24 protein-coding genes are annotated in these 22,409 nt (G+C 72.3%); 14 read left to right on the forward strand and 10 right to left on the reverse strand.

Going from position 1 to position 22,409, the window contains the following annotated elements; genetic code table 11:
- The first annotated feature begins 15 nt into the window (after positions 1 to 15).
- Positions 16 to 1,119 carry an amidohydrolase gene (locus ACIP5M_RS25185; RefSeq protein ID WP_401200885.1) on the forward strand — a complete coding sequence of 368 codons (1,104 nt, stop codon included), beginning with the start codon at positions 16 to 18 and terminating at the stop codon, positions 1,117 to 1,119.
- Positions 1,120 to 1,124: 5 nt separating this feature from the next.
- On the opposite strand, the gene ACIP5M_RS25190 is transcribed toward ACIP5M_RS25185, so the two are convergent.
- The 4 genes from ACIP5M_RS25190 to ACIP5M_RS25205 form a co-directional block, all read right to left on the reverse strand.
- Complete coding sequence (locus ACIP5M_RS25190; RefSeq protein ID WP_401200888.1) at positions 1,125 to 2,114, reverse strand: heme A synthase; 990 nt, start codon at positions 2,112 to 2,114, stop codon at positions 1,125 to 1,127.
- A 4-nt stretch (positions 2,115 to 2,118) separates the two neighbouring features.
- A complete protein-coding gene (locus tag ACIP5M_RS25195; RefSeq protein WP_401200891.1) occupies positions 2,119 to 3,252 on the reverse strand; it encodes a hypothetical protein in 1,134 nt (377 codons plus the stop codon).
- Positions 3,253 to 3,336: 84 nt separating this feature from the next.
- Positions 3,337 to 4,104 (reverse strand): ABC transporter permease, encoded by a 768-nt coding sequence (locus tag ACIP5M_RS25200; protein WP_401200894.1) that lies wholly within the window; start codon positions 4,102 to 4,104, stop codon positions 3,337 to 3,339.
- Complete coding sequence (locus ACIP5M_RS25205) at positions 4,101 to 5,027, reverse strand: ABC transporter ATP-binding protein (protein WP_401200896.1); 927 nt, start codon at positions 5,025 to 5,027, stop codon at positions 4,101 to 4,103. Before ACIP5M_RS25205 ends, ACIP5M_RS25200 begins: the two co-directional genes overlap by 4 nt.
- Before the next feature lie 357 nt (positions 5,028 to 5,384).
- Between ACIP5M_RS25205 and ACIP5M_RS25210 the strand changes: the two genes are divergently transcribed.
- From ACIP5M_RS25210 to ACIP5M_RS25245, 8 genes are all read left to right on the forward strand, one after another.
- Positions 5,385 to 6,146, forward strand: a complete 762-nt coding sequence (locus ACIP5M_RS25210; RefSeq protein ID WP_401200899.1) for a helix-turn-helix transcriptional regulator — start codon at positions 5,385 to 5,387, stop codon at positions 6,144 to 6,146.
- The gene (sufB, locus tag ACIP5M_RS25215; protein ID WP_401200901.1) at positions 6,143 to 7,558 is read left to right on the forward strand and encodes a Fe-S cluster assembly protein SufB; all 1,416 of its coding nucleotides are present in this window, start codon (positions 6,143 to 6,145) and stop codon (positions 7,556 to 7,558) included. Before ACIP5M_RS25210 ends, sufB begins: the two co-directional genes overlap by 4 nt.
- Positions 7,559 to 7,623: 65 nt before the next feature.
- Positions 7,624 to 8,802, forward strand: coding sequence for a Fe-S cluster assembly protein SufD (gene sufD / locus ACIP5M_RS25220; protein WP_401200903.1), 1,179 nt, complete (start codon positions 7,624 to 7,626; stop codon positions 8,800 to 8,802).
- A complete protein-coding gene (locus ACIP5M_RS25225; RefSeq protein ID WP_030027083.1) occupies positions 8,802 to 9,119 on the forward strand; it encodes a bifunctional 3-phenylpropionate/cinnamic acid dioxygenase ferredoxin subunit in 318 nt (105 codons plus the stop codon). The genes sufD and ACIP5M_RS25225 overlap by 1 nt, the downstream gene beginning before the upstream one ends.
- Before the next feature lie 7 nt (positions 9,120 to 9,126).
- Positions 9,127 to 9,891, forward strand: coding sequence for a Fe-S cluster assembly ATPase SufC (gene sufC, locus ACIP5M_RS25230; protein ID WP_327282841.1), 765 nt, complete (start codon positions 9,127 to 9,129; stop codon positions 9,889 to 9,891).
- Positions 9,888 to 11,144, forward strand: coding sequence for a cysteine desulfurase (locus tag ACIP5M_RS25235; RefSeq protein WP_401200906.1), 1,257 nt, complete (start codon positions 9,888 to 9,890; stop codon positions 11,142 to 11,144). The genes sufC and ACIP5M_RS25235 overlap by 4 nt, the downstream gene beginning before the upstream one ends.
- A gap of 22 nt (positions 11,145 to 11,166) precedes the next feature.
- Positions 11,167 to 11,628, forward strand: coding sequence for a Fe-S cluster assembly sulfur transfer protein SufU (sufU, locus tag ACIP5M_RS25240; protein WP_401200909.1), 462 nt, complete (start codon positions 11,167 to 11,169; stop codon positions 11,626 to 11,628).
- Complete coding sequence (locus tag ACIP5M_RS25245) at positions 11,625 to 11,969, forward strand: metal-sulfur cluster assembly factor (protein ID WP_030027092.1); 345 nt, start codon at positions 11,625 to 11,627, stop codon at positions 11,967 to 11,969. Before sufU ends, ACIP5M_RS25245 begins: the two co-directional genes overlap by 4 nt.
- Before the next feature lie 60 nt (positions 11,970 to 12,029).
- Here the strand turns inward: ACIP5M_RS25245 and ACIP5M_RS25250 are convergent, their stop codons facing one another.
- Positions 12,030 to 12,602 carry a hypothetical protein gene (locus ACIP5M_RS25250; protein WP_401200912.1) on the reverse strand — a complete coding sequence of 191 codons (573 nt, stop codon included), beginning with the start codon at positions 12,600 to 12,602 and terminating at the stop codon, positions 12,030 to 12,032.
- A gap of 351 nt (positions 12,603 to 12,953) precedes the next feature.
- On the opposite strand from ACIP5M_RS25250, the gene ACIP5M_RS25255 reads away from it, so the two are divergent.
- Entirely contained in the window at positions 12,954 to 13,274 is a 321-nt protein-coding gene (locus ACIP5M_RS25255) for a DMT family transporter (RefSeq protein ID WP_401200915.1), read from the forward strand.
- Positions 13,274 to 13,831, forward strand: a complete 558-nt coding sequence (locus tag ACIP5M_RS25260) for a TetR/AcrR family transcriptional regulator (protein ID WP_401200918.1) — start codon at positions 13,274 to 13,276, stop codon at positions 13,829 to 13,831. The genes ACIP5M_RS25255 and ACIP5M_RS25260 overlap by 1 nt, the downstream gene beginning before the upstream one ends.
- An 82-nt stretch (positions 13,832 to 13,913) precedes the next feature.
- Here ACIP5M_RS25260 and ACIP5M_RS25265 read toward each other — a convergent pair whose 3' ends face one another.
- On the reverse strand, positions 13,914 to 14,528 hold the full coding sequence (locus ACIP5M_RS25265; protein ID WP_401200921.1) for a TetR/AcrR family transcriptional regulator: 615 nt from the start codon (positions 14,526 to 14,528) through the stop codon (positions 13,914 to 13,916).
- Between the two features lie 73 nt (positions 14,529 to 14,601).
- Between ACIP5M_RS25265 and ACIP5M_RS25270 the strand changes: the two genes are divergently transcribed.
- Positions 14,602 to 15,756 carry an FAD-dependent monooxygenase gene (locus ACIP5M_RS25270; protein ID WP_401200924.1) on the forward strand — a complete coding sequence of 385 codons (1,155 nt, stop codon included), beginning with the start codon at positions 14,602 to 14,604 and terminating at the stop codon, positions 15,754 to 15,756.
- Positions 15,757 to 15,762: 6 nt separating this feature from the next.
- Here the strand turns inward: ACIP5M_RS25270 and ACIP5M_RS25275 are convergent, their stop codons facing one another.
- A complete protein-coding gene (locus tag ACIP5M_RS25275; protein WP_401200927.1) occupies positions 15,763 to 16,647 on the reverse strand; it encodes a winged helix-turn-helix transcriptional regulator in 885 nt (294 codons plus the stop codon).
- Positions 16,648 to 16,724: 77 nt separating this feature from the next.
- Between ACIP5M_RS25275 and ACIP5M_RS25280 the strand changes: the two genes are divergently transcribed.
- Positions 16,725 to 17,999, forward strand: a complete 1,275-nt coding sequence (locus ACIP5M_RS25280; RefSeq protein ID WP_401200930.1) for an MFS transporter — start codon at positions 16,725 to 16,727, stop codon at positions 17,997 to 17,999.
- 9 nt (positions 18,000 to 18,008) lie between these two features.
- Positions 18,009 to 18,989, forward strand: a complete 981-nt coding sequence (dapD, locus tag ACIP5M_RS25285) for a 2,3,4,5-tetrahydropyridine-2,6-dicarboxylate N-succinyltransferase (RefSeq protein WP_401200932.1) — start codon at positions 18,009 to 18,011, stop codon at positions 18,987 to 18,989.
- Positions 18,990 to 19,218: 229 nt separating this feature from the next.
- Here dapD and ACIP5M_RS25290 read toward each other — a convergent pair whose 3' ends face one another.
- The 3 genes from ACIP5M_RS25290 to ACIP5M_RS25300 form a co-directional block, all read right to left on the reverse strand.
- A complete protein-coding gene (locus tag ACIP5M_RS25290) occupies positions 19,219 to 19,476 on the reverse strand; it encodes a hypothetical protein (RefSeq protein WP_401200934.1) in 258 nt (85 codons plus the stop codon).
- 211 nt (positions 19,477 to 19,687) lie between these two features.
- On the reverse strand, positions 19,688 to 20,140 hold the full coding sequence (locus ACIP5M_RS25295) for a GNAT family N-acetyltransferase (RefSeq protein ID WP_401200937.1): 453 nt from the start codon (positions 20,138 to 20,140) through the stop codon (positions 19,688 to 19,690).
- Positions 20,141 to 20,289: 149 nt separating this feature from the next.
- The gene (locus tag ACIP5M_RS25300) at positions 20,290 to 22,131 is read right to left on the reverse strand and encodes an endonuclease/exonuclease/phosphatase family protein (RefSeq protein ID WP_401200939.1); all 1,842 of its coding nucleotides are present in this window, start codon (positions 22,129 to 22,131) and stop codon (positions 20,290 to 20,292) included.
- Positions 22,132 to 22,409: the final 278 nt, after the last annotated feature.

The raw sequence follows: 22,409 nt of genomic DNA on the forward strand, positions 1-22,409 counted from the left end.
CAACGGGATGCCCGGATGATCGAAACGCCGCCCCTGGTGGACCAGTACTGCCACGGATTCCTCCGTACGGAGCTGGGCCTGGGCACCTTCGAGGGCCAGCTGGTCCGCTCGGCGGGCCCGCCAGCCCCCGGCACCACCTCCTTCGACACCCAGACGGGCTTCGCGGTGCGCCGCTGGTGCCCGCCGCTGCTCGGGCTGGAACCGCACGCCGCCCCCGCCCGCTATCTGGCCCGGCGGCGCGAGCTGGGCGCGGCCGAGGCCGCGCGGCTGCTGTTGCGGGGCTCCGGCGTGGGCGCCTACCTCGTCGACACGGGCGTGCCCGGGGACCTCACCGGGCCCAAGGAGCTGGCACTGGCCGCGGACGCCGAGGCCTTCGAGGCGGTCCGGCTGGAATTACTGGCCGAGCAAGCTGCCGACACCTCCGGAACGGTGCCCGCCTTCCTCGCCAACCTCGCCGAGGCCGTGCACCACGCCGCGACCGGGGCCACCGCCTTCACCTGCGGCGCGGCCGCGGGACACGCAGCCGCCGGCGTGCCCGAGCCGCCCGGTCCGGGCGAGGTGGGCGGGGCGGCCGGGCGGTGGCTGGACCGGCGGGCCCGGGGCGGCGTCGTGGAGGACCCCGTACTCCTGCGGCACCTGGTGTGGAGCGCCGTCGCCTCCGGGCTGCCGCTCCAGCTGCACACGGGCGAATCGGATCCGGCCGGGCTGGCGGGGTTCGTACGGGCCACCGCGGGCGCGGGTACGCGGCTGGTCCTGCTCGGCGGGTACCCGTACCACCGGCACACGGCGCGGCTGGCCGCGGCCTTCCCGCACGTGTACGCCGACGCGGGCGCGGCCCTCGGGGCGACCGGGGCGCGGGCCGCGGCGGTCCTGGCCGAGTCGCTGGAGCTCGCGCCGTTCGGGAAGCTGCTGTTCTCCAGCGGCGGCCGGCGGCTCCCCGAACTGCACGCGGTGGGCGCCCTGGTGTTCCGGGAGGCGCTGGGCCGGGTCCTGGGCGGCTGGGTCGCCGACGGGGCGTGGACCTGGCGGGACGCGGACCGGGTGGCCGCCATGGTCGCGGCGGGCAACGCCCGCCGCGTCTACCGGCTCGACGAGCGGGGCGGCCCGGGCCCGTCCTGAAGGACTCAGACGGTGGAGAGCTGCGCGTCGCCCTGGGCCGGGATCTCCACCTGCTCGGCCGGCCGCTCGCGCAGGCTCAGCGCGAGGCGGACCACCGAGATCCACACCAGGCAGGAGCCGAGCATGTGGGCGGCGACGAGCAGTTCGGGCAGTTCGGTGAAGAACTGCACGTAGCCGATGCCGCCCTGCGCGAGCAGCACGACCAGCAGGTCGCGGGCGCGGGCCCGGGTGTCGACGGGCGCGTCCACCACGCGCAGCACCAGCCACATCGCGACGGCGAGCGCGCAGACCAGCCAGGCGGCGATGGCGTGCACGTGGGCGGTGGCCGCCCAGTCGAACGGCATCCGCTTGATCTCGCTCTTGTCACCGGCGTGCGGTCCGGAGCCGGTCACGACGGTGCCCGCCGCGATCAGCACCAGGGTGGTGGCGATCAGGGCCCACGACAGCTTGCGCACCGGGCCCGGCACGCGCGGCCGGGGCTCGCCGTCGCCCTCACGGGTGCGCTGCCAGGAGACGGTGGTGACCGCGATCAGGCCGGTGGCGAGCAGGAAGTGCCCGGCGACGCTGTACGGGTTGAGCCCGGTCAGCACGGTGATGCCGCCCAGGACCGCGTTGCCCATCACGAGGGCGAACTGCACCCAGCCGAGCTTCGTCAGCGAGTGGCGCCACGGCTTGGCCGAGCGCGCCGCGAGGATGAACCAGCCCACCGCCGCGCTGAGCACGTACGTCAGCATCCGGTTGCCGAACTCGATGGCCCCGTGGAAGCCCTGGGCCTGTGTCACGACGAGGCTGTCGTCGGTGCACTTGGGCCAGGTGTCGCAGCCGAGACCGGATCCGGTCAGCCGCACCGCGCCACCGGTGACGATGATGGCCACGCTCATCAGGAGCGCGGCGGCCGCGGCCCGCCGGACGGTCCGGGGTGACGGCGTCCAGCGGTCGGCGATGTATGCGAATGGGTTCAACACGGCCCCTATCGTAGGCGCCGCCTTGTGCAAAGTTTCACGAGGGGGTACCGGCGGGTGCGTCGGGGCCCGCGACCAGCCGGAACCTCGCCCCGGCCGGGTCGCCCTCCGCGTGCCACCACAGGTGGATCCGCCAGGGCGTCCCGTCGCCCGGGTGCTGTGCCGAAGCCGTGAATCCACGTACCAATTCGGCCCCTACGTCCTGTGCCGTCCTGTTTCGCACTTCCGCCGAGCCGTACCAGGGAGGACCCTGCCGGTTCCACAGCCCGTCAGGACCGCGCACCTCGAAGCGCCACACCGCGCGCCACGGGGTCACCTCCAGCATCGTTGCCACCTGGTCGGCGTCCAGGTGCAGCCGGGCCGCCATCTCGGGCTCCGTGACGCCCTGGATGCGGGCGGCCACCACGGCCTGGGGCAGCAGCCGTTCGGGCAGCAGCCCCTGGGCGCGCAGGCTGACCAGGGAGTCGAAGGAAAGGAAGCGCAGGCGCAGTTCCAGCTGGTGGCCGATGTGGTCGATGGCCCCCTCGGCCTCGTCGGCCGCCTCGGCGTCACCGTCCCCGCGCAGCAGCTGCCGGAAGTCCGACTCCGCGTCCACGGCCCAGGCCACCGCCTCCTCGGCGAAACCCAGCTCGGCCAGACGGTCGCCGAGGAACACCTTCGCCTGGGCCAGGCCGCGGCGGTTTACCAGGTCGTGCTGGTCCAGCCGCGACCACACCCCGACCGCCGTCCGGGTCAGGTCACGGGCACGCTCGCCGGCCGCCCGCTCCATGGCGCTCGGGCCGTCCGTGGCGGCCGGGCCCAGCGGATGCCTGGGCAGCCGGTCCTCGTCGCTCAGCGGCCAGGACAGCCACACGCCGTGGTTGATCAGCCCGCGGGCGTACCAGCGGGCGAACTCGGGGGAGTGGGCGGCCGCGCGCTCGGAGCTGCGCAGCCCCTCCTCGATGGTGGCGAGGGCGCCCGCGCGGTCTCCCTCGGCGAAGCGCAGGGCGGCGCGGTCGGCGAGGCGCAGGCCCAGCCGGGCGGTGCACTCGGGGTCGTCCGGGAACCCGCGCAGGGCCCCGATCAGCCGGTCGAGCAGCCGCTCGCGCTCCTGCGGATCCGTGTGCGCGGCCCCCGCGCGCACCCGTGCCCATTGTTCGTCGAGCCGTAGAACGGCCTCCCGCTGCGCCATGCTCGCCCCCCGGCGTCGTGGTCCGCGCACCTCATGGGTGAAGGCGTCCATCGTCGCGGGCGAGCCGGCCGGCGCGGAAGGGTTTCATTCCCAGCGGAACAGCCGTGCCGCGGCCCCCAGGCCCAGTACGGCCCAGCCCGCCAGCACGGCGGCGTCTCCCCAGGGCAGCCCGGCCCCGTGCCGGAGCACCTCGCGCAGTCCGTCGGACAGGGCCGAGATGGGCAGCATGCCGAGTACGGACTGCACGGCGCCCGGGAACTTCTCCAGCGGCACGATCACCCCGCCGCCGACCAGCAGCAGCAGGAACACCAGGTTGGCGGCGGCCAGGGTCATCTCGGCCTTGAGGGTGCCCGCCATCAGCAGCCCCAGCCCGGAGAACGCGGCGGTGCCGAGCAGCAGCAGCCCGGCCACCGACAGCGGGTTCCCGTGCGGGGACCAGCCCAGCGCGAGGGCGATCACCGTCAGCAGGGCGACCTGGAGCACCTCGGTGACCAGCACCGACAGGGTTTTGGCGGCCATCAGCGCCCAGCGCGGCAGCGGGGAGGCCCCCAGGCGCTTGAGGACCCCGTAGCGGCGGTCGAAGCCGGTGGCGATGGCCTGGCCGGTGAAGGCGGTGGACATCACGGCGAGGGCGAGGATGCCGGGGGCGAGGAAGTCCACGGACTTCCCGGCCCCCGTGTCGACGATGTCCACGGCCGAGAAGAGGGTCAGCAGCAGGGAGGGGATGATCACGGTCAGCAGCAGCTGCTCCCCGTTGCGCAGCAGCATCCGGGTCTCCAGGGCCGTCTGCGCCAGGATCATTCGGGAGACGGGGGCCGCCCCCGGCCGGGGGGTGAACGTACCGGCGCTCATGCGCGCAGCTCCTTACCGGTCAGTTCGAGGAACACGTCTTCGAGGGTGTGCCGCTCCACCGCGAGGCTGTCCGGCATCACGCCGTGCTGGGCGCACCAGGAGGCGACGGTGGCCAGCAGCTGCGGGTGCACGTCGCCGGTCACCCGGTAGACGCCGGGAGTGAGCTCCGCGGCCCGGGTGCCGTCGGGGAGCGCCTTCAGCAGCGAGGCGAGGTCGAGGGAGGGGCGGCCGGTGAACCGCAGGGTGTTCTCGGCGCCCCCGCGGCACAGCTCCTCGGGGCTGCCGTGGGCGATGACCTTGCCGGTGTCCACGATGGCGACCTCGTCGGCGAGCTGCTCGGCCTCGTCCATGTGGTGGGTGGTGAGGACGACGGTGACCCCGTCGGCGCGCAGTTCCCGTACGAGGTCCCAGGTCGCGCGGCGGGCCTGCGGGTCGAGGCCGGCGGTGGGCTCGTCCAGGAAGACCAGCTCGGGGCGGCCGACCACGGCCATGGCCAGGGCGAGGCGCTGCTGCTGGCCGCCGGAGAGCCTGCGGTAGGCGGTGCGGCCGCAGCCGCCGAGGCCCAGGCGTTCCACCAGGGTGTCCACGTCGAGGGGGTCGGCGTACAGCCTGGCCATGTGGCGCAGCATCTCGACCGCGCGGGCGCCGGAGTAGACGCCTCCGGACTGGAGCATCACGCCGATCCGCGGGCGCAGCGCCCCGGCCTGGGCGACGGGGTCGAGGCCGAGGACGCGGACGGTGCCGGCGTCGGGGCGGTGGTAGCCCTCGCAGGTCTCCACCGTGGTGGTCTTGCCCGCGCCGTTGGGACCGAGGACCGCGGTGACCGAGCCCCTCCGGACGGTGAGGTCCAGGCCGTCCACCGCCGTTTTGGGGCCGTACCGCTTCACCAGTCCGCGGATCTCCACGGCGGGGTCGTTGCTCATGGGGGTTGAGTCTACGGAGCCCCGAAAGGGGCCCCGGATCCCGGGGCCGAGGGCCGTGGAATTCGAACACCCCGCCGCGCACACGGGTCTTTTCAGCCTGGCGGTCCTGGGCGGGGCGCCGCTTTCGGTGATCTTTTACGGGACGGGCCGCATTCCGGGCCGGGAAACGGCGGGTGGCGGAGGTGTGCTGGTGGGAGCCGTTTTCCGGGTCCTCCGCGGCGCTCGGCGCGCATGCGGACTGTTCCCGTCCGGATAACTCTGTGTCGATAAATTAGGTAACCCTTAGTGATAGAGGCCACCAGCAGTGGCGTCCGTCACGGCTTGTCGGGGCTCGGCTAATTACGCAACAATGGCGTTGTGAAATACGGCGAACGGCAGAACGAGGCCCCCCAGGGGGAGCTCGCCACCGGGGAGCGGTCAACCCGCAACCGCGTGGCGCGCTCGATCCTGGACCACGGTCCGTCCACCGTCGCCGACCTCGCCCAGCGTCTCGGCCTCACCCAGGCCGCCGTCCGCCGCCACCTCGACACGCTCGTCGCCGACGACGTGGTCGAACCCCGTGAGCAGCGTGTGTACGGCGCACGCACCCGGGGTCGGCCCGCCAAGGTCTTCGCGCTGACCGACTGCGGCCGCGACGCCTTCGACCAGTCCTACGACAAGCTCGCCGCGGACGCCCTGCGCTGGATCGCGCAGTCCGTCGGCGGCGGCGAACAGGGAGAGGCGGCGGTCGCCGCCTTCGCCCGGTCCCGGATGGAAACGCAGGCGCGCAGCTACCGGGAGGCCGTGGAAGCGGCCGCCCCGGCGGAGCGCACGGAGGCCCTGGCCAAGGCGTTGACCGCGGACGGGTACGCTGCTACGGCGAAGAGCGCTCCCGGTCCGCACAGCGGTGAACAGCTCTGCCAGCACCACTGCCCGGTCGCGCACGTCGCCGAGCAGTTCCCGCAGCTCTGCGAGGCGGAGACCGAGGTCTTCTCCCGCCTGCTCGGGACGCATGTGCAGCGACTCGCGACCATCGCCCACGGCGACGGGGTGTGCACGACGTTCATTCCGCGCAGCGCGAGCGCCACACAGACCGACTCATCAGTATCTGCAAGTACGGCCGGGAGGAACCCCGCATGACCACGGAGACTGCTCACCCTGAGCTCGATGGCCTGGGCACCTACGAATACGGCTGGGCCGACTCCGACGCGGCCGGTGCCGCTGCCAAGCGGGGTCTGTCCGAAGAGGTCGTCCGCGACATCTCGGCGAAGAAGTCCGAGCCCGAGTGGATGCTGAACCTCCGCCTCAAGGGTCTCAAGCTCTTCGACCGCAAGCCCATGCCGAACTGGGGCTCCGACCTCAGCGGCATCGACTTCGACAACATCAAGTACTTCGTGCGCTCCACCGAGAAGCAGGCCGCTTCCTGGGAGGACCTGCCCGAGGACATCAAGAACACGTACGACAAGCTCGGCATCCCGGAGGCGGAGAAGCAGCGCCTCGTCGCCGGTGTCGCGGCCCAGTACGAGTCCGAGGTCGTCTACCACCAGATCCGTGAGGACCTGGAGGAGCAGGGCGTGATCTTCCTCGACACGGACACCGCGCTCAAGGAGCACCCGGAGCTCTTCCAGGAGTACTTCGGCACGGTCATCCCGGTCGGCGACAACAAGTTCGCGTCGCTGAACACCGCCGTGTGGTCGGGCGGCTCGTTCATCTACGTCCCCAAGGGCGTCAAGGTCGACATCCCGCTCCAGGCCTACTTCCGCATCAACACGGAGAACATGGGCCAGTTCGAGCGGACGCTGATCATCGTCGACGAGGACGCGTACGTCCACTACGTCGAGGGCTGCACCGCCCCGATCTACTCCTCGGACTCGCTGCACAGCGCCGTGGTCGAGATCATCGTGAAGAAGGGCGGCCGCTGCCGCTACACGACCATCCAGAACTGGTCGAACAACGTCTACAACCTGGTCACCAAGCGCGCCGTGGCGTACGAGGGCGCGACCATGGAGTGGATCGACGGCAACATCGGTTCCAAGGTCACCATGAAGTACCCGGCCGTCTACCTGATGGGCGAGCACGCCAAGGGCGAGACCCTGTCCATCGCCTTCGCGGGCGAGGGCCAGCACCAGGACGCCGGCTCCAAGATGGTCCACATGGCGCCGAACACCTCCTCGAACATCGTCTCGAAGTCGGTGGCCCGCGCGGGCGGCCGCACCTCGTACCGGGGTCTGGTCGAGATCGGCGAGGGCGCCCACGGCTCGAAGTCCAACGTGCTGTGCGACGCGCTCCTGGTCGACACGATCTCCCGCTCGGACACGTACCCCTACGTGGACGTCCGCGAGGACGACGTCTCCATGGGCCACGAGGCCACGGTCTCCAAGGTCTCGGACGACCAGCTCTTCTACCTCATGCAGCGCGGTCTCACCGAGTTCGAGGCCATGGCCATGATCGTGCGCGGCTTCGTCGAGCCGATCGCGAAGGAGCTGCCGATGGAGTACGCGCTGGAGCTCAACCGGCTGATCGAGCTGCAGATGGAGGGCTCGGTCGGCTAGTCCGCCGCCCGCCCTGCATCCCGCACATTCTTTGACGTACGTAGGAAGAGAGCAAGACGACAGCCATGGCTGAGGCTCAGAACATTCCGGCGGGTTCGACCACTGCCGGCGCGATCGCGGTGGCCGCCGAGTCCACCGTCGCCACCCGGATGAGTGCGCCCCCGTCCTTCGACGTGGCCGACTTCCCGGTCCCGCACGGCCGCGAGGAGGAGTGGCGGTTCACGCCGCTCGCCCGCCTCAAGGGCCTGCACGACGGCACCGCGGTCGCCAACGGAACCATGAAGGCCCAGATCGACGCGCCCGAGGGCGTCACGGTCGAGGCGGTCGAGCGCGGCGACGAGCGGATCGGCAAGGCCGGCATCCCCGTGGACCGGGTCTCCGCCCAGGCCTTCTCCTCGTTCGCCAAGGCCACGGTCGTCACCGTGCCCAAGGAGACCGTGCTCGCCGAGCCGATCCGCGTCGCGCTGCACGGCGAGGGCGGCACGACCTTCGGTCACACCGTCTTCGACATCAAGCCGTTCGCCGAGGCGATCATCGTGATCGACCACACCGGTGACGGCGTGCGCGCCGCCAACGTCGACATCCTCGTCGGCGACGGCGCCAAGGTGACCTTCGTGTCCGTCCAGGACTGGGACGACACCGCCGTCCACACCTCGCAGCACAACGCCCTGATCGGCCGCGACGCGAGCCTCAAGTCCGTGGTCGTCACCTTCGGCGGTGACCTCGTCCGCCTGCACCCGCGCGTCCGCTACGCGGGCCCCGGCGGCGAGGCCGAGATGCTGGGCCTGTACTTCACGGACGCCGGCCAGCACCAGGAGCACCGCCTCCTGGTCACGCACGACGCCCCGCACTGCAAGTCGAACGTGGTCTACAAGGGCGCCCTCCAGGGCCAGGACGCCCACGCCGTCTGGATCGGTGACGTACTCATCGAGAAGACCGCCGAGGGCACCGACACCTACGAGATGAACCGCAACCTCGTCCTCACGGACGGCGCGCGGGTCGACTCGGTGCCGAACCTGGAGATCGAGACCGGCGAGATCGTCGGCGCCGGCCACGCCTCCGCGACCGGCCGCTTCGACGACGAGCAGCTCTTCTACCTGCAGGCCCGCGGCATCCCGGCCGACGAGGCCCGCCGTCTGGTCGTGCGCGGCTTCTTCGCCGAGCTCGTCCAGCAGATCGGTGTCCCGGACATCGAGGAGCGTCTGCTCGCCAAGATCGAGACCGAGCTCCAGGGTTCCGTCTGATGAATTACGTCAAGGCCTGCGCGCTGAGCGAGCTGGAGGAGAACACCCCGAAGCGGGTGGAACTCGACGGCACGCCGGTGTCCATCGTCTCCACCGACGGGGAGGTGTTCGCGATCAACGACATCTGCTCGCACGCGAACGTCTCCCTCTCGGAGGGCGAGGTCGAGGACTGCATGATCGAGTGCTGGCTGCACGGATCGGCCTTCGACCTGCGCACCGGCAAGCCCTCCGGTCTGCCCGCGACGCGACCCGTCCCCGTATACCCCGTAAAGATCGAAGGGGACGACGTGCTCGTCTCCCTCACCCAGGAGTCCTGAGGTATCCATGGCAACGCTTGAAATCCACGACCTGCACGTCTCCGTCGAGGCCGAGAACGGCGCCCGCGAGATCCTCAAGGGCGTCGACCTCACCGTCAAGCAGGGTGAGACGCACGCCATCATGGGTCCGAACGGCTCCGGCAAGTCCACCCTGGCGTACTCGCTCGCCGGTCACCCGAAGTACACCATCACCGGTGGCACCGTGACCCTCGACGGCGAGGACGTCCTGGAGATGTCCGTCGACGAGCGCGCCCGCGCCGGCGTCTTCCTCGCCATGCAGTACCCGGTCGAGGTCCCCGGCGTCTCGGTCTCCAACTTCCTGCGCACCTCCGCCACCGCCATCCGCGGCGAGGCCCCGAAGCTGCGTACCTGGGTGAAGGAGGTCAAGTCCGCCATGGAGCAGCTCCAGATGGACCCGGCCTTCGCCGAGCGCAACGTCAACGAGGGCTTCTCCGGCGGTGAGAAGAAGCGCCACGAGATCCTCCAGCTGGAGCTCCTGAAGCCGAAGATCGCGATCCTCGACGAGACCGACTCCGGCCTGGACGTCGACGCCCTGCGCATCGTCTCCGAGGGCGTCAACCGCGTCCGCGAGAGCGGTGAGGTCGGCACCCTGCTGATCACCCACTACACGCGCATCCTGCGCTACATCAAGCCCGACTTCGTGCACGTGTTCGCGAACGGCCGCATCGCCGAGTCCGGCGGCGCCGAGCTCGCCGACCAGCTCGAGGCCGAGGGCTACGACAAGTACGTGAAGGGTGGCGCGACCGCGTGACACAGCTGCCTGGCCTCCTCGACACCGAGGCGATCCGCAAGGACTTCCCCCTTCTGGATCGTGTGGTCCACGACGGGAAGAAGATCGTTTACCTGGACAACGCGGCGACTTCGCAGAAGCCGCGCCAGGTGCTCGACGCGCTGAACGAGTACTACGAGCAGCACAACGCCAACGTGCACCGCGGCGTGCACGTGCTCGCCGAGGAGGCCACGGCGCTGTACGAAGGTGCTCGCGACAAGGTCGCGGCCTTCATCAACGCACCGAGCCGCGACGAGGTGATCTTCACCAAGAACGCCTCGGAGTCGCTCAACCTCGTCGCGAACATGCTCGGCTGGGCCGACGAGCCCTACCGGGTCGACCGCGAGACCGAGATCGCCATCACGGAGATGGAGCACCACTCCAACATCGTGCCGTGGCAGCTGCTCGCGCAGCGCACCGGCGCGCAGCTGAAGTGGTTCGGCCTCACCGACGACGGCCGGCTCGACCTGTCCAACATCGAAGAGGTCATCACGGAGAAGACGAAGATCGTCTCCTTCACGCTGGTCTCCAACATCATGGGCACGGTCAACCCGGTCGAGGCGATCGTCCGGCGCGCCCAGGACGTCGGCGCCCTGGTGCTGATCGACGCCTCCCAGGCCGCCCCGCACATGCCGCTGGACGTGCAGGCGCTCGGCGCCGACTTCGTGGCCTTCACCGGGCACAAGATGTGCGGCCCGACCGGCATCGGTGTCCTGTGGGGCCGCCAGGAGCTCCTGGAGGACCTGCCTCCGTTCCTCGGCGGCGGCGAGATGATCGAGACGGTGTCGATGCACGCCTCGACGTACGCCCCGGCGCCCCACAAGTTCGAGGCGGGTACGCCCCCGATCGCCCAGGCCGTCGGCCTCGGTGCGGCCGTGGACTACCTGACCGCCATCGGCATGGACAAGATCGCGGCGCACGAGCACGCGATCACCGAGTACGCGATCAAGCGCCTCTCCGAGGTGCCCGACCTGCGGATCATCGGCCCCACCACGGCCGAGGACCGCGGCGCGGCGATCTCCTTCGTCCTCGGCGACATCCACCCGCACGACGTCGGTCAGGTACTGGACGAGCAGGGCATCGCGGTCCGCGTGGGACACCACTGCGCGCGCCCCGTCTGCCTGCGCTACGGAATTCCGGCGACGACGCGAGCGTCTTTCTATCTGTACTCCTCTCCGGCCGACGTCGACGCACTGGTCGCCGGGCTGGAGCACGTACGGAACTTCTTCGGCTGACGGACGAGGCGACGAGGACGCAGTGAAGCTCGATTCGATGTACCAGGAACTGATCCTGGACCACTACAAGCACCCGCACGGGCGTGGCCTGCGCGACGGCGATGCCGAGGTGCACCACGTCAACCCGACCTGCGGCGACGAGATCACGCTGCGCGTGAAGTACGACGGCGAGACGCTCACCGACGTCTCCTACGAGGGCCAGGGCTGCTCCATCAGCCAGGCCAGCGCGTCCGTGCTGAACGAGCTGCTGGTCGGCAAGGACCTGGCCGAGGCGCAGAAGATCCAGGCTGTCTTCCTGGAGATGATGCAGTCCAAGGGCAAGATCGAACCCGACGAGGCCATGGAGGAGGTGCTGGAGGACGCGGTCGCGTTCGTCGGCGTCTCCAAGTATCCGGCGCGTGTGAAGTGTGCTCTCCTGAGCTGGATGGCGTGGAAGGACGCGACCGCCCAGGCGCTGGGCGACGCGGAGAGGAAGACGGCATGACCGAGAACGCGACGCCCGAGGCGTCGACCAAGCCGGCCACCGAGGAAGAGGTCCGCGAGGCCCTCTACGACGTGGTCGACCCCGAGCTGGGCATCGACGTCGTCAACCTGGGCCTGATCTACGGCATCCACATCGACGACGCGAACATCGCCACCCTCGACATGACGCTGACCTCGGCGGCCTGCCCGCTGACGGACGTCATCGAGGACCAGGCGAAGTCGGCGACGGACGGCATCGTCAACGAACTCCGGATCAACTGGGTCTGGATGCCCCCGTGGGGCCCGGACAAGATCACCGACGATGGCCGTGAGCAGCTGCGCGCGCTCGGTTTCAACGTCTGATCCAGCGCTTGCCCGCGAGGCCCCCGGCACGGTCGTGCCGGGGGCCCTCGCTGTTTTCACCTACCAGGGGGACGGCGTCGCGGGATGCCTCAGGCGCAGCACCCGGTCCGTGTAGAGCAGTCCGGAGGCCGGCTGCGGGACGGTCAGGAGCAGGGCCGGGGCGAGCAGGGCGCCGAGGAGGCCGAACCACGACAGGACGGCGTACGCGGCTCCCAGCGCGAGCGCCCCGGCGGGGACCGTGATGCCCAGGGTCCGCCACCAGGCCCCGCGCACCAGGCGGGCCGAGCGGCGCAGGGCCGCCACGGGGCCGAGCGCCTCGGACCCGGCGGCCGTGGGCGCCAGGGCGAAGAGGACCCCCAGCCACAGGGCGACCGGGGCGAGGGGCAGTACGGCGAGCGGCGGAAGGCCCGCGGCGAGGGCGGCCGCGCCGGGGCCCGCCGCGGCCAGCAGGGCCAGCAGCCGGGCCCCGCACACGGCCGGGATCCGGGGCCCGGCGGCCCGCAGCAGCCCGAGTGCGGTGACGGGCCGACCGAGCACGGCCGGCCGGAGCAGCGCCGCGGCCAGGGCCGTGGCCAGCGCCCAGCCGAAGAGCAGGAAGAGGGCGGTGGCGGGCAGGAGGGTGTAGACGAACACCCGGCTGCCGGCGCTGCGCGTGAGGGAGGCGAGGGTGGCCGCCCCGGCGACGGCGGGGAGCGCGAGCAGCCCGGCCAGCTGGCCGAGGAGCAGCGCGCCGAGCAGCCGGCCCCCGTACCGGCCCAGGGTGGTGACCGCCGCCGAGGATGTCGCGCGGCCCCAGCGGGCGCAGGGGCACCACGCCCGGCCGCGGAGACTGCGGGGGCAGCCAGCCGCCGCCCCGGTGGGTCCAGTGCTGCGCCATGCGCGGGCCCCTCTCCGCTGGAGGCGGACAGGGTAGCGCCGCGGGGCCCAGGAGTCCCGGGGCGTGCATGTGTACGGGCGTACGCAACGATGTGTACAGTCGTACGCATGCCTTACGTACTGCTCGCCGCCGCCATCGCCGCGGAAGTCGCCGGGACCACCGCCATGAAGTACAGCGACGGCTTCACCAAGCTGTGGCCTTCGCTGGGCACGCTGCTGGGCTACGCCATCGCCTTCACCCTGCTCGCGCAGACGCTGAAGTCGATGTCGGTCGGCACGGCCTACGCGATATGGGCCGGCGTCGGCACCGCCGCCATCGCCGCCATCGGCATGGTGTTCCTGGGGGAGGCGGCGACCGCCGCGAAGATCGCCGGGATCCTCCTGGTGATCGGCGGGGTGGTCCTGCTCAACCTCGGCGGGGCCCACTGATGGCCCCCGCCGCACGGCGCTACGACCCCGACCGGCGCCAGCGGATCATCGACGCGGCGATCCGGGTGGTGGCGGCCAAGGGCATCGCGGGACTGAGCCACCGGAGCGCGGCGGCGGAGGCCGACGTACCGCTCGGGTCGACGACGTACCACTTCAAGACGCTCGACGACCTGCTGGTGGCGGCGCTGCGGCAGGCGAACGAGGGCTTCGCGCGGGCGGTCGCGGACTCGGACGCGCTGGCCGACCCGGTTGCGGACGCGGACCTCGCGGCGGCGCTGGCCCGCCTCCTGGGCGAGTTCCTGGCGGCGGACCGGGGCCGGGCGGAGCTGGAGTACGAGCTCTACCTGGCGGCCCTGCGGCGCCCGGCGCTGCGGCCGGTGGCCGCGGAGTGGTGTGACGCGGCGGCCCAGGCGCTGGCCGCGTGGACGGACCCGGTGACGGCGCGGGCGCTGGTGGCGGTGATGGACGGCATCGGCCTCCAGGTCCTGCTGACGGAGGCGGAGTACGACGAGTCGTACGCGCGCGAGATCCTGGGCCGGGTGCTGCTGCGCGGCTAGGCGGCCTAGGGGGGCGGCGGATCAGGGTCGGATGGCCCGGCGTGTCTGGTCCTGAGCCGCCGGCGGGGTTCGGGAGGTGCCGTCACGGGTTTCCGGGCTCGGGGGCCAGGACCGCGTCCAGCATGCGGTGGACCGTCGCGGCCAGGGCGGGAACCGTGGGGGTGGGGCGGGTGGCGGCGAGGGCTCCGGCCAGCTGGTCGTAGAGCAGGCCGTCGGTCCAGGCCACCAGCAGCTCGGCGGCTGCCTCGGGGTGGGCGGCGCCGAGGGCGGCGAGGATCGCGGCGGCGCGGGCGCGGGCCCCGAGGCCGGCCCGGTGCAGCCCGGTGCGCAGGTCGGGGGTGCGGGCCGCTTCCAGGCTGAGCTCGAAGCGGGCCAGCTGGCGCTCGCGGCCCGCCGTCAGCCAGTGGTGGAGGACCGCCGCGAGGGCGGCCGCCGCCTCGGCCCGGCCGGCCGGGCCCGCCGACAGGGACGGGGCGGTGGGCGCGTCCTGGTCCACATCCGCCAGGTCCAGCTCTGCCAGCCGCTCGTAGCAGGCCTCGATCAGGGACGTCCGGGTGCGGAAGTAGTACGAGGTGCTGCCCGCCGGCAGGCCGGCGGCGGTGTCGACCGCCCGGTGGGTCAGCCCCCGCAGACCGGCGGCGGCGACGGTGGCGATGGCGGTGTCGGCGATCAGTGTTCTGCGGTCGGTGGTGGACATGAGGGCACTCTACAGATGTAGAGTGCCCTCATGTCGCCTCTACGGATGTAGAGGCCCGGTGGGAGGAGCGTCCATGTCCCGACGTCGAGTGGCCGTGGTGGGAGCCGGGATCGGCGGGCTCACGGCGGCCGTGGCGCTGCACCGGTGCGGCTGGGAGGTCACGGTGTACGAGCGGGCCGCCGAGCCCGCCGTCGGCGCCGGCATCGTGCTCGCGCCCAACGCGCTGCGCGCCTTCGATTCCCTCGGCTTCGACGTGGAGCGGGCCACCGGCAGCGCCGTGCCCGCCGCCATGGGGGTGCGCCGGCCCGACGGCGGCTGGCTCAACCGGGCCGACACCGGTGCGCTGGCCGCGCGGTACGGGAGCCCGCCGCTGGCCGTGCACCGCGCCGCCCTCACCGACGGGCTGGCGCAGGAGCTGCCGGCCGGGACGGTGCGGTACGGGACGGCCGTCTCGGAGGTCCGCGACGCCGGGGGTGCCCCGCTGGTCCGTGCCGACGACGGGGAGCGGCGGGTCGATGCCGTGATCGCCGCGGACGGCATCAACAGCCCCCTGCGCCGTCGGTACTTCCCCGAGCACCCCGGACTCCACTACAGCGGCGAGACCGCCTGGCGGGCGGTCGTGTCCGCCGACGGGCTGCCGGTGCTCGCCGCCTCGGAGACCTGGGGGCGCGGTGAGCGGTTCGGGATCGTGCCCCTGGCGGACGGGCGGGTCTACGTCTACGCCACCGCCTTCGCGGCTCCGGGCACCCGGCCCGCCGACGTACCGGCCGAGCTGGCCCGGCGGTTCGGCCGGTGGCACGATCCGGTGCCCGCGCTGCTGGAGCGGCTGGACCCCGCCACGCTGCTCCAGCACGACCTGTACGACCTGGCGGAGCGGCTGCCCCGCCTCCACGACGGCCGGATCGCCTGGATCGGCGACGCCGCCCATGCCATGACCCCCAACCTGGGGCAGGGCGGATGCCAGGCCATCGAGGACGCGGTGGTCCTCGCCCACCTGCTGGACCGGAGCGAGGGCGACCGTATCCCGCAGGCCCTCGCCGCGTACTCCGCCGCCCGGCGGGACCGGACCGACGCCATCCGGCTCCGGGCCCGCCGGGCCGGCCGGGTGGCAGGGCTGCGCCACCCCCTGGCGGCCGCCGCCCGCGACCTCGCCGTCCGGGTCACGCCCGCCCGGGTTGCCTTCCGCGCGCTGGACGACCTCTACGACGGGTTCGCCCTTCCGGCCTAGACCCCGCTACGACCCCGCGGCGGAACGGACCGCGGCCAGGGCCACCTGCACGCTCGCCTCGATGTCGCCGATGGGGTAGAAGACCTCGCGGACCACGCGGTCCCGCCCGACGACCAGGGTCAGCCGCTTGATCCGGCTCACGCCCGCCGCGCGGAAGGTCGGCAGGCGCAGCGCCGCCGTCAGGGCCAGGTCCGCGTCCGAGAAGAGCGGGAAGCGCAGCCCCTCGTGCTCCGCGAACTCCCGCTGTTCGTCCGGGCGCTGGGTCGAGACCCCGTGCACGGTGGCGCCGGCCGCGGTGAACTCCGCGAGCTGGTCGCGGTAGGTGCAGGACTCGAGGGTGCAGCCCCTGGCGCCGGGGATCCCCGCCCAGCCGGGCGGGTAGGACGCGGCCCGCGCGTAGGCGCCGGGGAAGCAGTACAGGACCGTGAACGGGGTGTCCGCCGCCACCGGATCCCCGAACTCCCCGAACCGGTCCGGCAGGAGCAGCTCCGGGACCCGGGTGCCGCGCAGCGCGTGCACCCGGTCGGCCTCCCGCGAGGTCCCTTCGGTCGTCGCCGTCATCTCTCCGTCTCCCAGGATCCACTGGTCCCCCCAGTCCTGGAGGGCGATCAGCACCGGCAGCAGCCCCCGCCCGCGGGGGGTCAGCCGGTACTCGTGCCGCACCGGGCGTTCCTGGTACGGCTCGCGCGTCAGCACCCCGGCCTCGACGAGCAGCTTCAGCCGCTCGGCGAGGACCTTGCGCGATACGCCCAACTCGCCCTGGAGCTCGTCGAAGCGGTGGAGGCCGCGCGCGGTGTCCCGCACGATCAGCAGCGTCCACCAGTCGCCCACGACGTCGAGCGCCTGGGCGATGGAGCAGTCGGCGTCGCCGAGGTGCGTGCGCTGGGCCATGGGCACTCCTTTGTCCGTTGACCCAAGGCTGTCATGCTGACATAGTCAGTTCCCAAAAGGAACTCACTACGTCGGGCATGGGGGACACGGGTGTGCTGCAGGGCTTCAAGGACGTACCGAGGGTTGTGTGGCTGCTGGCTGCGGGGGTCTTCGTCAACGCCGTCGTCAGCTTCACCTTCGTCTTCGTCTTCCTCTACCTGACCGGCCCGCGCGGCCTCGGCGCCGCCCAGGCGGGCCTGGTCACCGGCGTCGGCGGCATCGGGCTCGTCGCCGGCAACTTCACCGGCGGCTGGTACGGCGACCGCTTCGGCCACCGCCGGGTGCTGCTCGCCGCCTCCGCGCTCGGTGGCGCCGCCCTGATGGCCTTCCCGCTGCTGCCCACCCCGCTGCTGTACGCCGCGCTGCCCCTGGCCCAGTACGCCTCCGGCGTCGTACGGGCGGCGAACTCCGCGCTGGTGGCCGTGACCGTCCCCGAGGGGGCCCGCCGACAGGCCTTCGCCGTCGTACGGTGCGTGTCCAACGGCGGCTTCACGCTCGGCCCGCCGCTGGGGGCCCTGGTCGCCGCCGGGCTCTCGTACGACTGGCTCTTCGTCGGCGACGGCCTCGGCACCCTGTTCTTCGCGTTCTGGACCGCCCGCGTCGTCCCGGCGCGCGGCGCCGCCCGCACGCCCGCCGCGGCACCGGACGGGGGTCAGGGCCGCGGCGGGGTGTGGGCCGAACTGCGGGCGCGGCCCGGAGTGCTGGTGCTGCTCGGCGCGATCCTGGTCGTCGACGTGGTGTACCGGCAGCAGTACTCCCTCTTTCCCGTCTTCCTCGCCGACCACGGCCTCGACGTACGCGCCTTCGGCCTGGTCATCGCGCTCAACGGCGCCGTCATCCTGCTGCTGGAGCTGCCCGCCGCGGTCGCCCTGCGCGCCCGCCCGCCGCTGGCGGTCATCGGGACCGGACTGGTGCTGGTCGGCGCCGGCTACGCCGCGCTGCTGTTCGGCGCCGGACTCGCCACCGCCGTGGTCATGATGGTGCTGCTCAGCCTCGGCGAGATCCTCTACAAGACCACCGCCACCGCCTACGTCGCCGACGAGGCCCCCGAGCACGCCGTCGGGCGCTTCCAGAGCCTGTACGCCGGGGTCTCGGTCAGCGGGACCGTCCTCGCCCCGCCCGCCGGCGGGGCCGTGTACGCGGCGGCCCCCGGCCTGCTGTGGCCGCTGTGCGCGGCCTTGGCCGCGGGCGCCGGGGCGGCCGTCCTGGCCAGGCACCGGAGCGAGGTGCGGACCGCCGGACGGCGGGCGGAGCGACACGGCGCGCGCCCGTCACATGAGACCGGTTCGCAACCGCGGGCCGTCGCCGGTTAGGTTGCTGGCATGACTGCTACACGTACCACCGGCGCCGTCGCCGCCGGCCTCGCCACCCTCACCGCCGACGGCACCGTCCTCGACACCTGGTTCCCCGCCCCCCAGCTGGTCGCCGAGCCCGGCCCGGCCGGCACCGAGCGCCTCACCGCCGACCAGGCCGTGGAGCTGCTGGGCGCCGCCGCGGCGAAGGCGATCCGCCAGGACGCGGTCCGCGGCGTCGAGGTCGTGGCCGTCCGTACGGTGATCGCCTCCCTGGAGGACAAGCCGCTGGACGCGCACGACGCGTACCTGCGCCTGCACCTGCTCAGCCACCGCCTGGTCAAGCCGCACGGCCAGAACCTGGACGGCGTCTTCGGCCTGCTGGCCAACGTCGCCTGGACCTCGCTGGGCCCGGTCGCCGTCGACCAGGTCGAGACCGTGCGCCTCAACGCGCGCGCCGAGGGCCTGCACCTCCAGGTCACCTCGATCGACAAGTTCCCGCGGATGACGGACTACGTCGCCCCCAAGGGCGTCCGCATCGCCGACGCGGACCGCGTCCGCCTCGGTGCGCACCTCGCCGAGGGCACCACCGTCATGCACGAGGGCTTCGTCAACTTCAACGCCGGCACCCTGGGCACCTCCATGGTCGAGGGCCGCATCTCCGCGGGTGTCGTCGTCGGCGACGGCTCCGACATCGGCGGCGGCGCGTCCACCATGGGCACCCTCTCGGGCGGCGGCAAGCAGATCATCTCGATCGGCGAGCGCACCCTGATCGGCGCCGAGGCGGGCGTCGGCATCGCGCTGGGTGACGAGTGCGTCGTCGAGGCCGGCCTCTACGTGACCGCGGGCACCCGCGTCACCCTCCCGGACGGCCAGATCGTCAAGGCCCTGGAGCTCTCGGGCGCCAACAACATCCTCTTCCGCCGCAATTCGGTCACCGGCGCCGTCGAGGCCCGCCCGTACAAGGCGGCCTGGGGCGGCCTGAACGAGGTCCTGCACAGCCACAACTGATGCCCGCCGCGCCGACCACCGGCTGAACCGGACCGGTCGGCGACGCCGGTCACCGCTGAACGCCCTTCCACGGCCCGAGACGGCCGGGGGAGGGCGTTGCGGCATTCAGGCGGGTGTCCTCGTCCGTCGTGGCCGGGGCACGCGCCCGGGCCCACGAAGCGCAAAGCCCTCCACCGGCGGGGAGAGCGCGGGCGGAGGGCTTGACGGTGCTGGGTGCCGGTGGGGGCGATCAGCGCAGCGGGATCGTGCGGACCAGGCCGGCGAAGGCCTGCTCCTCCGCCTCGGTCAGTTCCACCGACTCCATCGGGTGCGCGGCGGCGGTGCGCTGGGACGGGATCACCGACAGGCCCTCGAAGACGGCCGGCTCCGGGTGGTGGTGGAAGCGGCTGTCCCACAGCATGTGGCCGAGGCCGACGACCCAGACGAGGGCGGCGACGAGCAGGCAGGCGAGGCCGATTTCCTGGGCGAGGGAGATGGAGGGGAACACGCGGTCCTCCGGGGGAGTGCGGGGAACGAGGCGGCGCAAGATCGGGCGTGGAGACACTCAACACCACATGGGGTCGGTTGGACAGGGATGTGGCGAGCGTCACGCCCGGGACCGAAAGTCCCCACCTTGTCCGGGAACGGTCCGCGCCCACGGCCCGTCAACGCGCCTTCCGCGCCCCGACCTGGGCCGTCATCGCGCCGCCGCCACCCCCCTACGGCTCCAGGGACAGCTTGAAGCCCTCGTGGCTGCGGGCGAAGCCCAGCCGCTCGTAGAAGCGGTGCGCGGCGCCGCGCCGCTTGTTGCTGGTCAGCTGGACCAGCCCGCATCCGCGCTCGCGGGCCCGGTCCACCGCCAGCCGCATCAGTTCCGCGCCCAGACCCCCGCCGCGCCGGTCCGCGCGGATCCGTACCGCCTCGACCAGGGCGCGCTCCCGGCCGCTGCGGCCGAGGCCAGGGACGTACGTCAGCTGGAGGCAGCCGACGACCCTGCCGTCCGGCTCCGTGAGCACCAGCACCTCGTTGCGGGGGTCGGCCTCGATGGCGCGGAAGGCCCGCTCGTGCGCCTCGCCGACCACGATCGAGGCCGGGTCCACCACCCGCTCCTCGTCGTCCAGCAGGGCGAGTACGGCGGGCAGGTCCTCGCGCGTGGCGGTACGGAAGATCATGGCCAGGAGTGTGGCAGAGGGCCCGGCCGGGACGGCGGCCGGGCCCTCTGCGGTCCGGGGAAGCCGCGTGGCCACAGGACCACGGACAACGGGACACGGCGGCGACGGGACTACGGGACTACGGGACTACGTACTACAGGGCTTCAGGGCTACGGGCGGAAGCGCAGCACCTGCGGGTCGTGGTCGCTGTTCTGCGCCGAGAACTCCGCGTTGATGTGCACGCTGTCATACGTGAAGGACTTGATCGCCGGGCTCGTCAGGATCTGGTCCAGCACCTGCGCGTTGCCCTGGTAGACGTAGGAGTACCGTTCCGCCTTCGGCAGCGACTTGATCGCCGGGTACAGCGCCCCGCCGTCGGCCAGCGCGTTCGTCGTCGCCGAGAACTCGAAGTCGTTGATGTCACCGAGGACGAGGACGTTCGCGTTCTTCTCCGCCGCCAGGATCTCCTTCACGAAGCCGTTCACGGCCTGCGCCTGGAGCAGCCGCTTGGCCTCCGACGAGCGCACCGGCGGCTGGTGGTGCGAGGTCAGGCCCTCGTCGCCGCCCTTGGAGCCGAAGTGGTTGGCGATCACGAAGACGGTCCGGCCGCGGAAGACGAACTCACCGGCCAGCGGCTTGCGGCTGTCGGCCCACGCCGGGTTCGCCGGGTCGATGCGGCCGGGGGAGTGGGTGAGGGCCGCGTGGCCGTTCTCCCGCAGGACTCCGTTCGCGGTCGTCGCGTCGCCCGCGGCGCGGTCGGTGAAGGAGACCCGGGCGGGGTTGAAGAGGAACACCTGGCGGATGTTGCCGCCGGGCTCGCCGCCGTCCTTCTTGTCCTCCGGGTTGACGCTCCGCCACTGGTAGGCGGGGCCGCCGGCGGCAGCGATCGCGGCCGTGAACTTCGCCAGCGTCTGCTCGGCCGAGACCGTGCCGTCGTTCTTGGCGCCGTTGTCGTCCTGGATCTCCTCCAGGGCGAGGATGTCGGGGGAGGCGAGGTTCTCGACGACCGCCTTGGCGAGGTTGTCGAACTTCTCCTGCGGGTCGCTCGGGTCGAGGTTCTCGACGTTGTACGTCGCCACCGCGAGCTCACCCGGGGCCTGCGCCTTGGTCTTCTCGGGGGCGAGCGTGCCCGCCGTGACGGTGCCGAGGGTGCGGGCCACCAGCGTGTAGCCGCCGAACTGGTTGAAGTCCAGCGGGCCTTCGGTGGTGCCGGTCAGCCTGTCGCCGACGTTCGCCACGGGGAAGGGCTGCTGCGCGATCGGCGCGAGCTGCTGGATCTGGAGGCGGCCGGTGTTCTGGGACTCGTACGAACCGTAGATCGTCCCGCCGCGCCTGGCGGCGTTCTCCCAGCCCTTGACGGTGACCCACAGCTCGTTGTACGGGTCGGTGGCGCCGACCACGCGCGAGGTGCCGATCGTGACGTTCATGCCCTCCAGGGACTCGTAGTAGTCCAGGGCGTAGCGCGAGGGCTCCAGGGCCAGGCCGTTGATGCTGCCGCCGGCGGCCGGGTCGCCGGCCGGGGCGTACTCGGCCGGCACCGAGTACTCGTTGACGGCGGTGGCCTCGGGCAGCGCGTTGCCCGAGGAGACGACGGAGACCGTCGGCTTGGAGATCTGGGTCACCGACTGGTTCCCGGAGTTGACGCCGCCGGGGACGTACTCCCCGACCGTGCCGGAGACCTTGACCGCGTCGCCCACGGCGACCGTCGGCGCGGAGCTCGTGAAGACGAACACGCCCTCGCTGGTGGCGTCGTTGTCGTCGGCGTCCGGGTCCTGGATCCAGAAACCGCGCGAGCCGTACGTACGCACACCCGTCACGATGCCCGCGACATCGGCGACCTGCTTGCCGTTGAGCGGGGATATCCGGGTGGTGCCCTGGATGTCGTGGATGCGTATCGGATCGGCGGACACGGCGCCTTCGGCCGCGTCGGCGGAGCCCGCGAGCAGGCCGGTGGCCAGCGCGGTGGCGACGAGGGCCGCGACGGCGGCGGAACGGGGATGCGAGGAGCGCATGGGCGGGAACTCCGGTGTGGGATGAGGGAGGAGCACGGGGGTGCGGCAGTGAGATCCGCGAGATCTGCGGGAGGCTTGCGGCTCCCGAAACATCTACGCGCGTCAATTTCGTGGGTGGCCGGCAAAGTTGTCAAGGGCTCTAGGGAATACGACAGCTGACTGTGGGATGAACCAAAGGCGATCGCCCGCCGTCGGTGCCCGAATTGCGTCTACGCTGAAGCGCCCGACGGGCCGTCACGGCCCGCCCCACCGCGTCCCACCGCGCCCGCGAGGAGAAC

It is taken from the genome of Streptomyces sp. NPDC088762 (assembly GCF_044750905.1).
GTDB lineage: Bacteria > Actinomycetota > Actinomycetes > Streptomycetales > Streptomycetaceae > Streptomyces.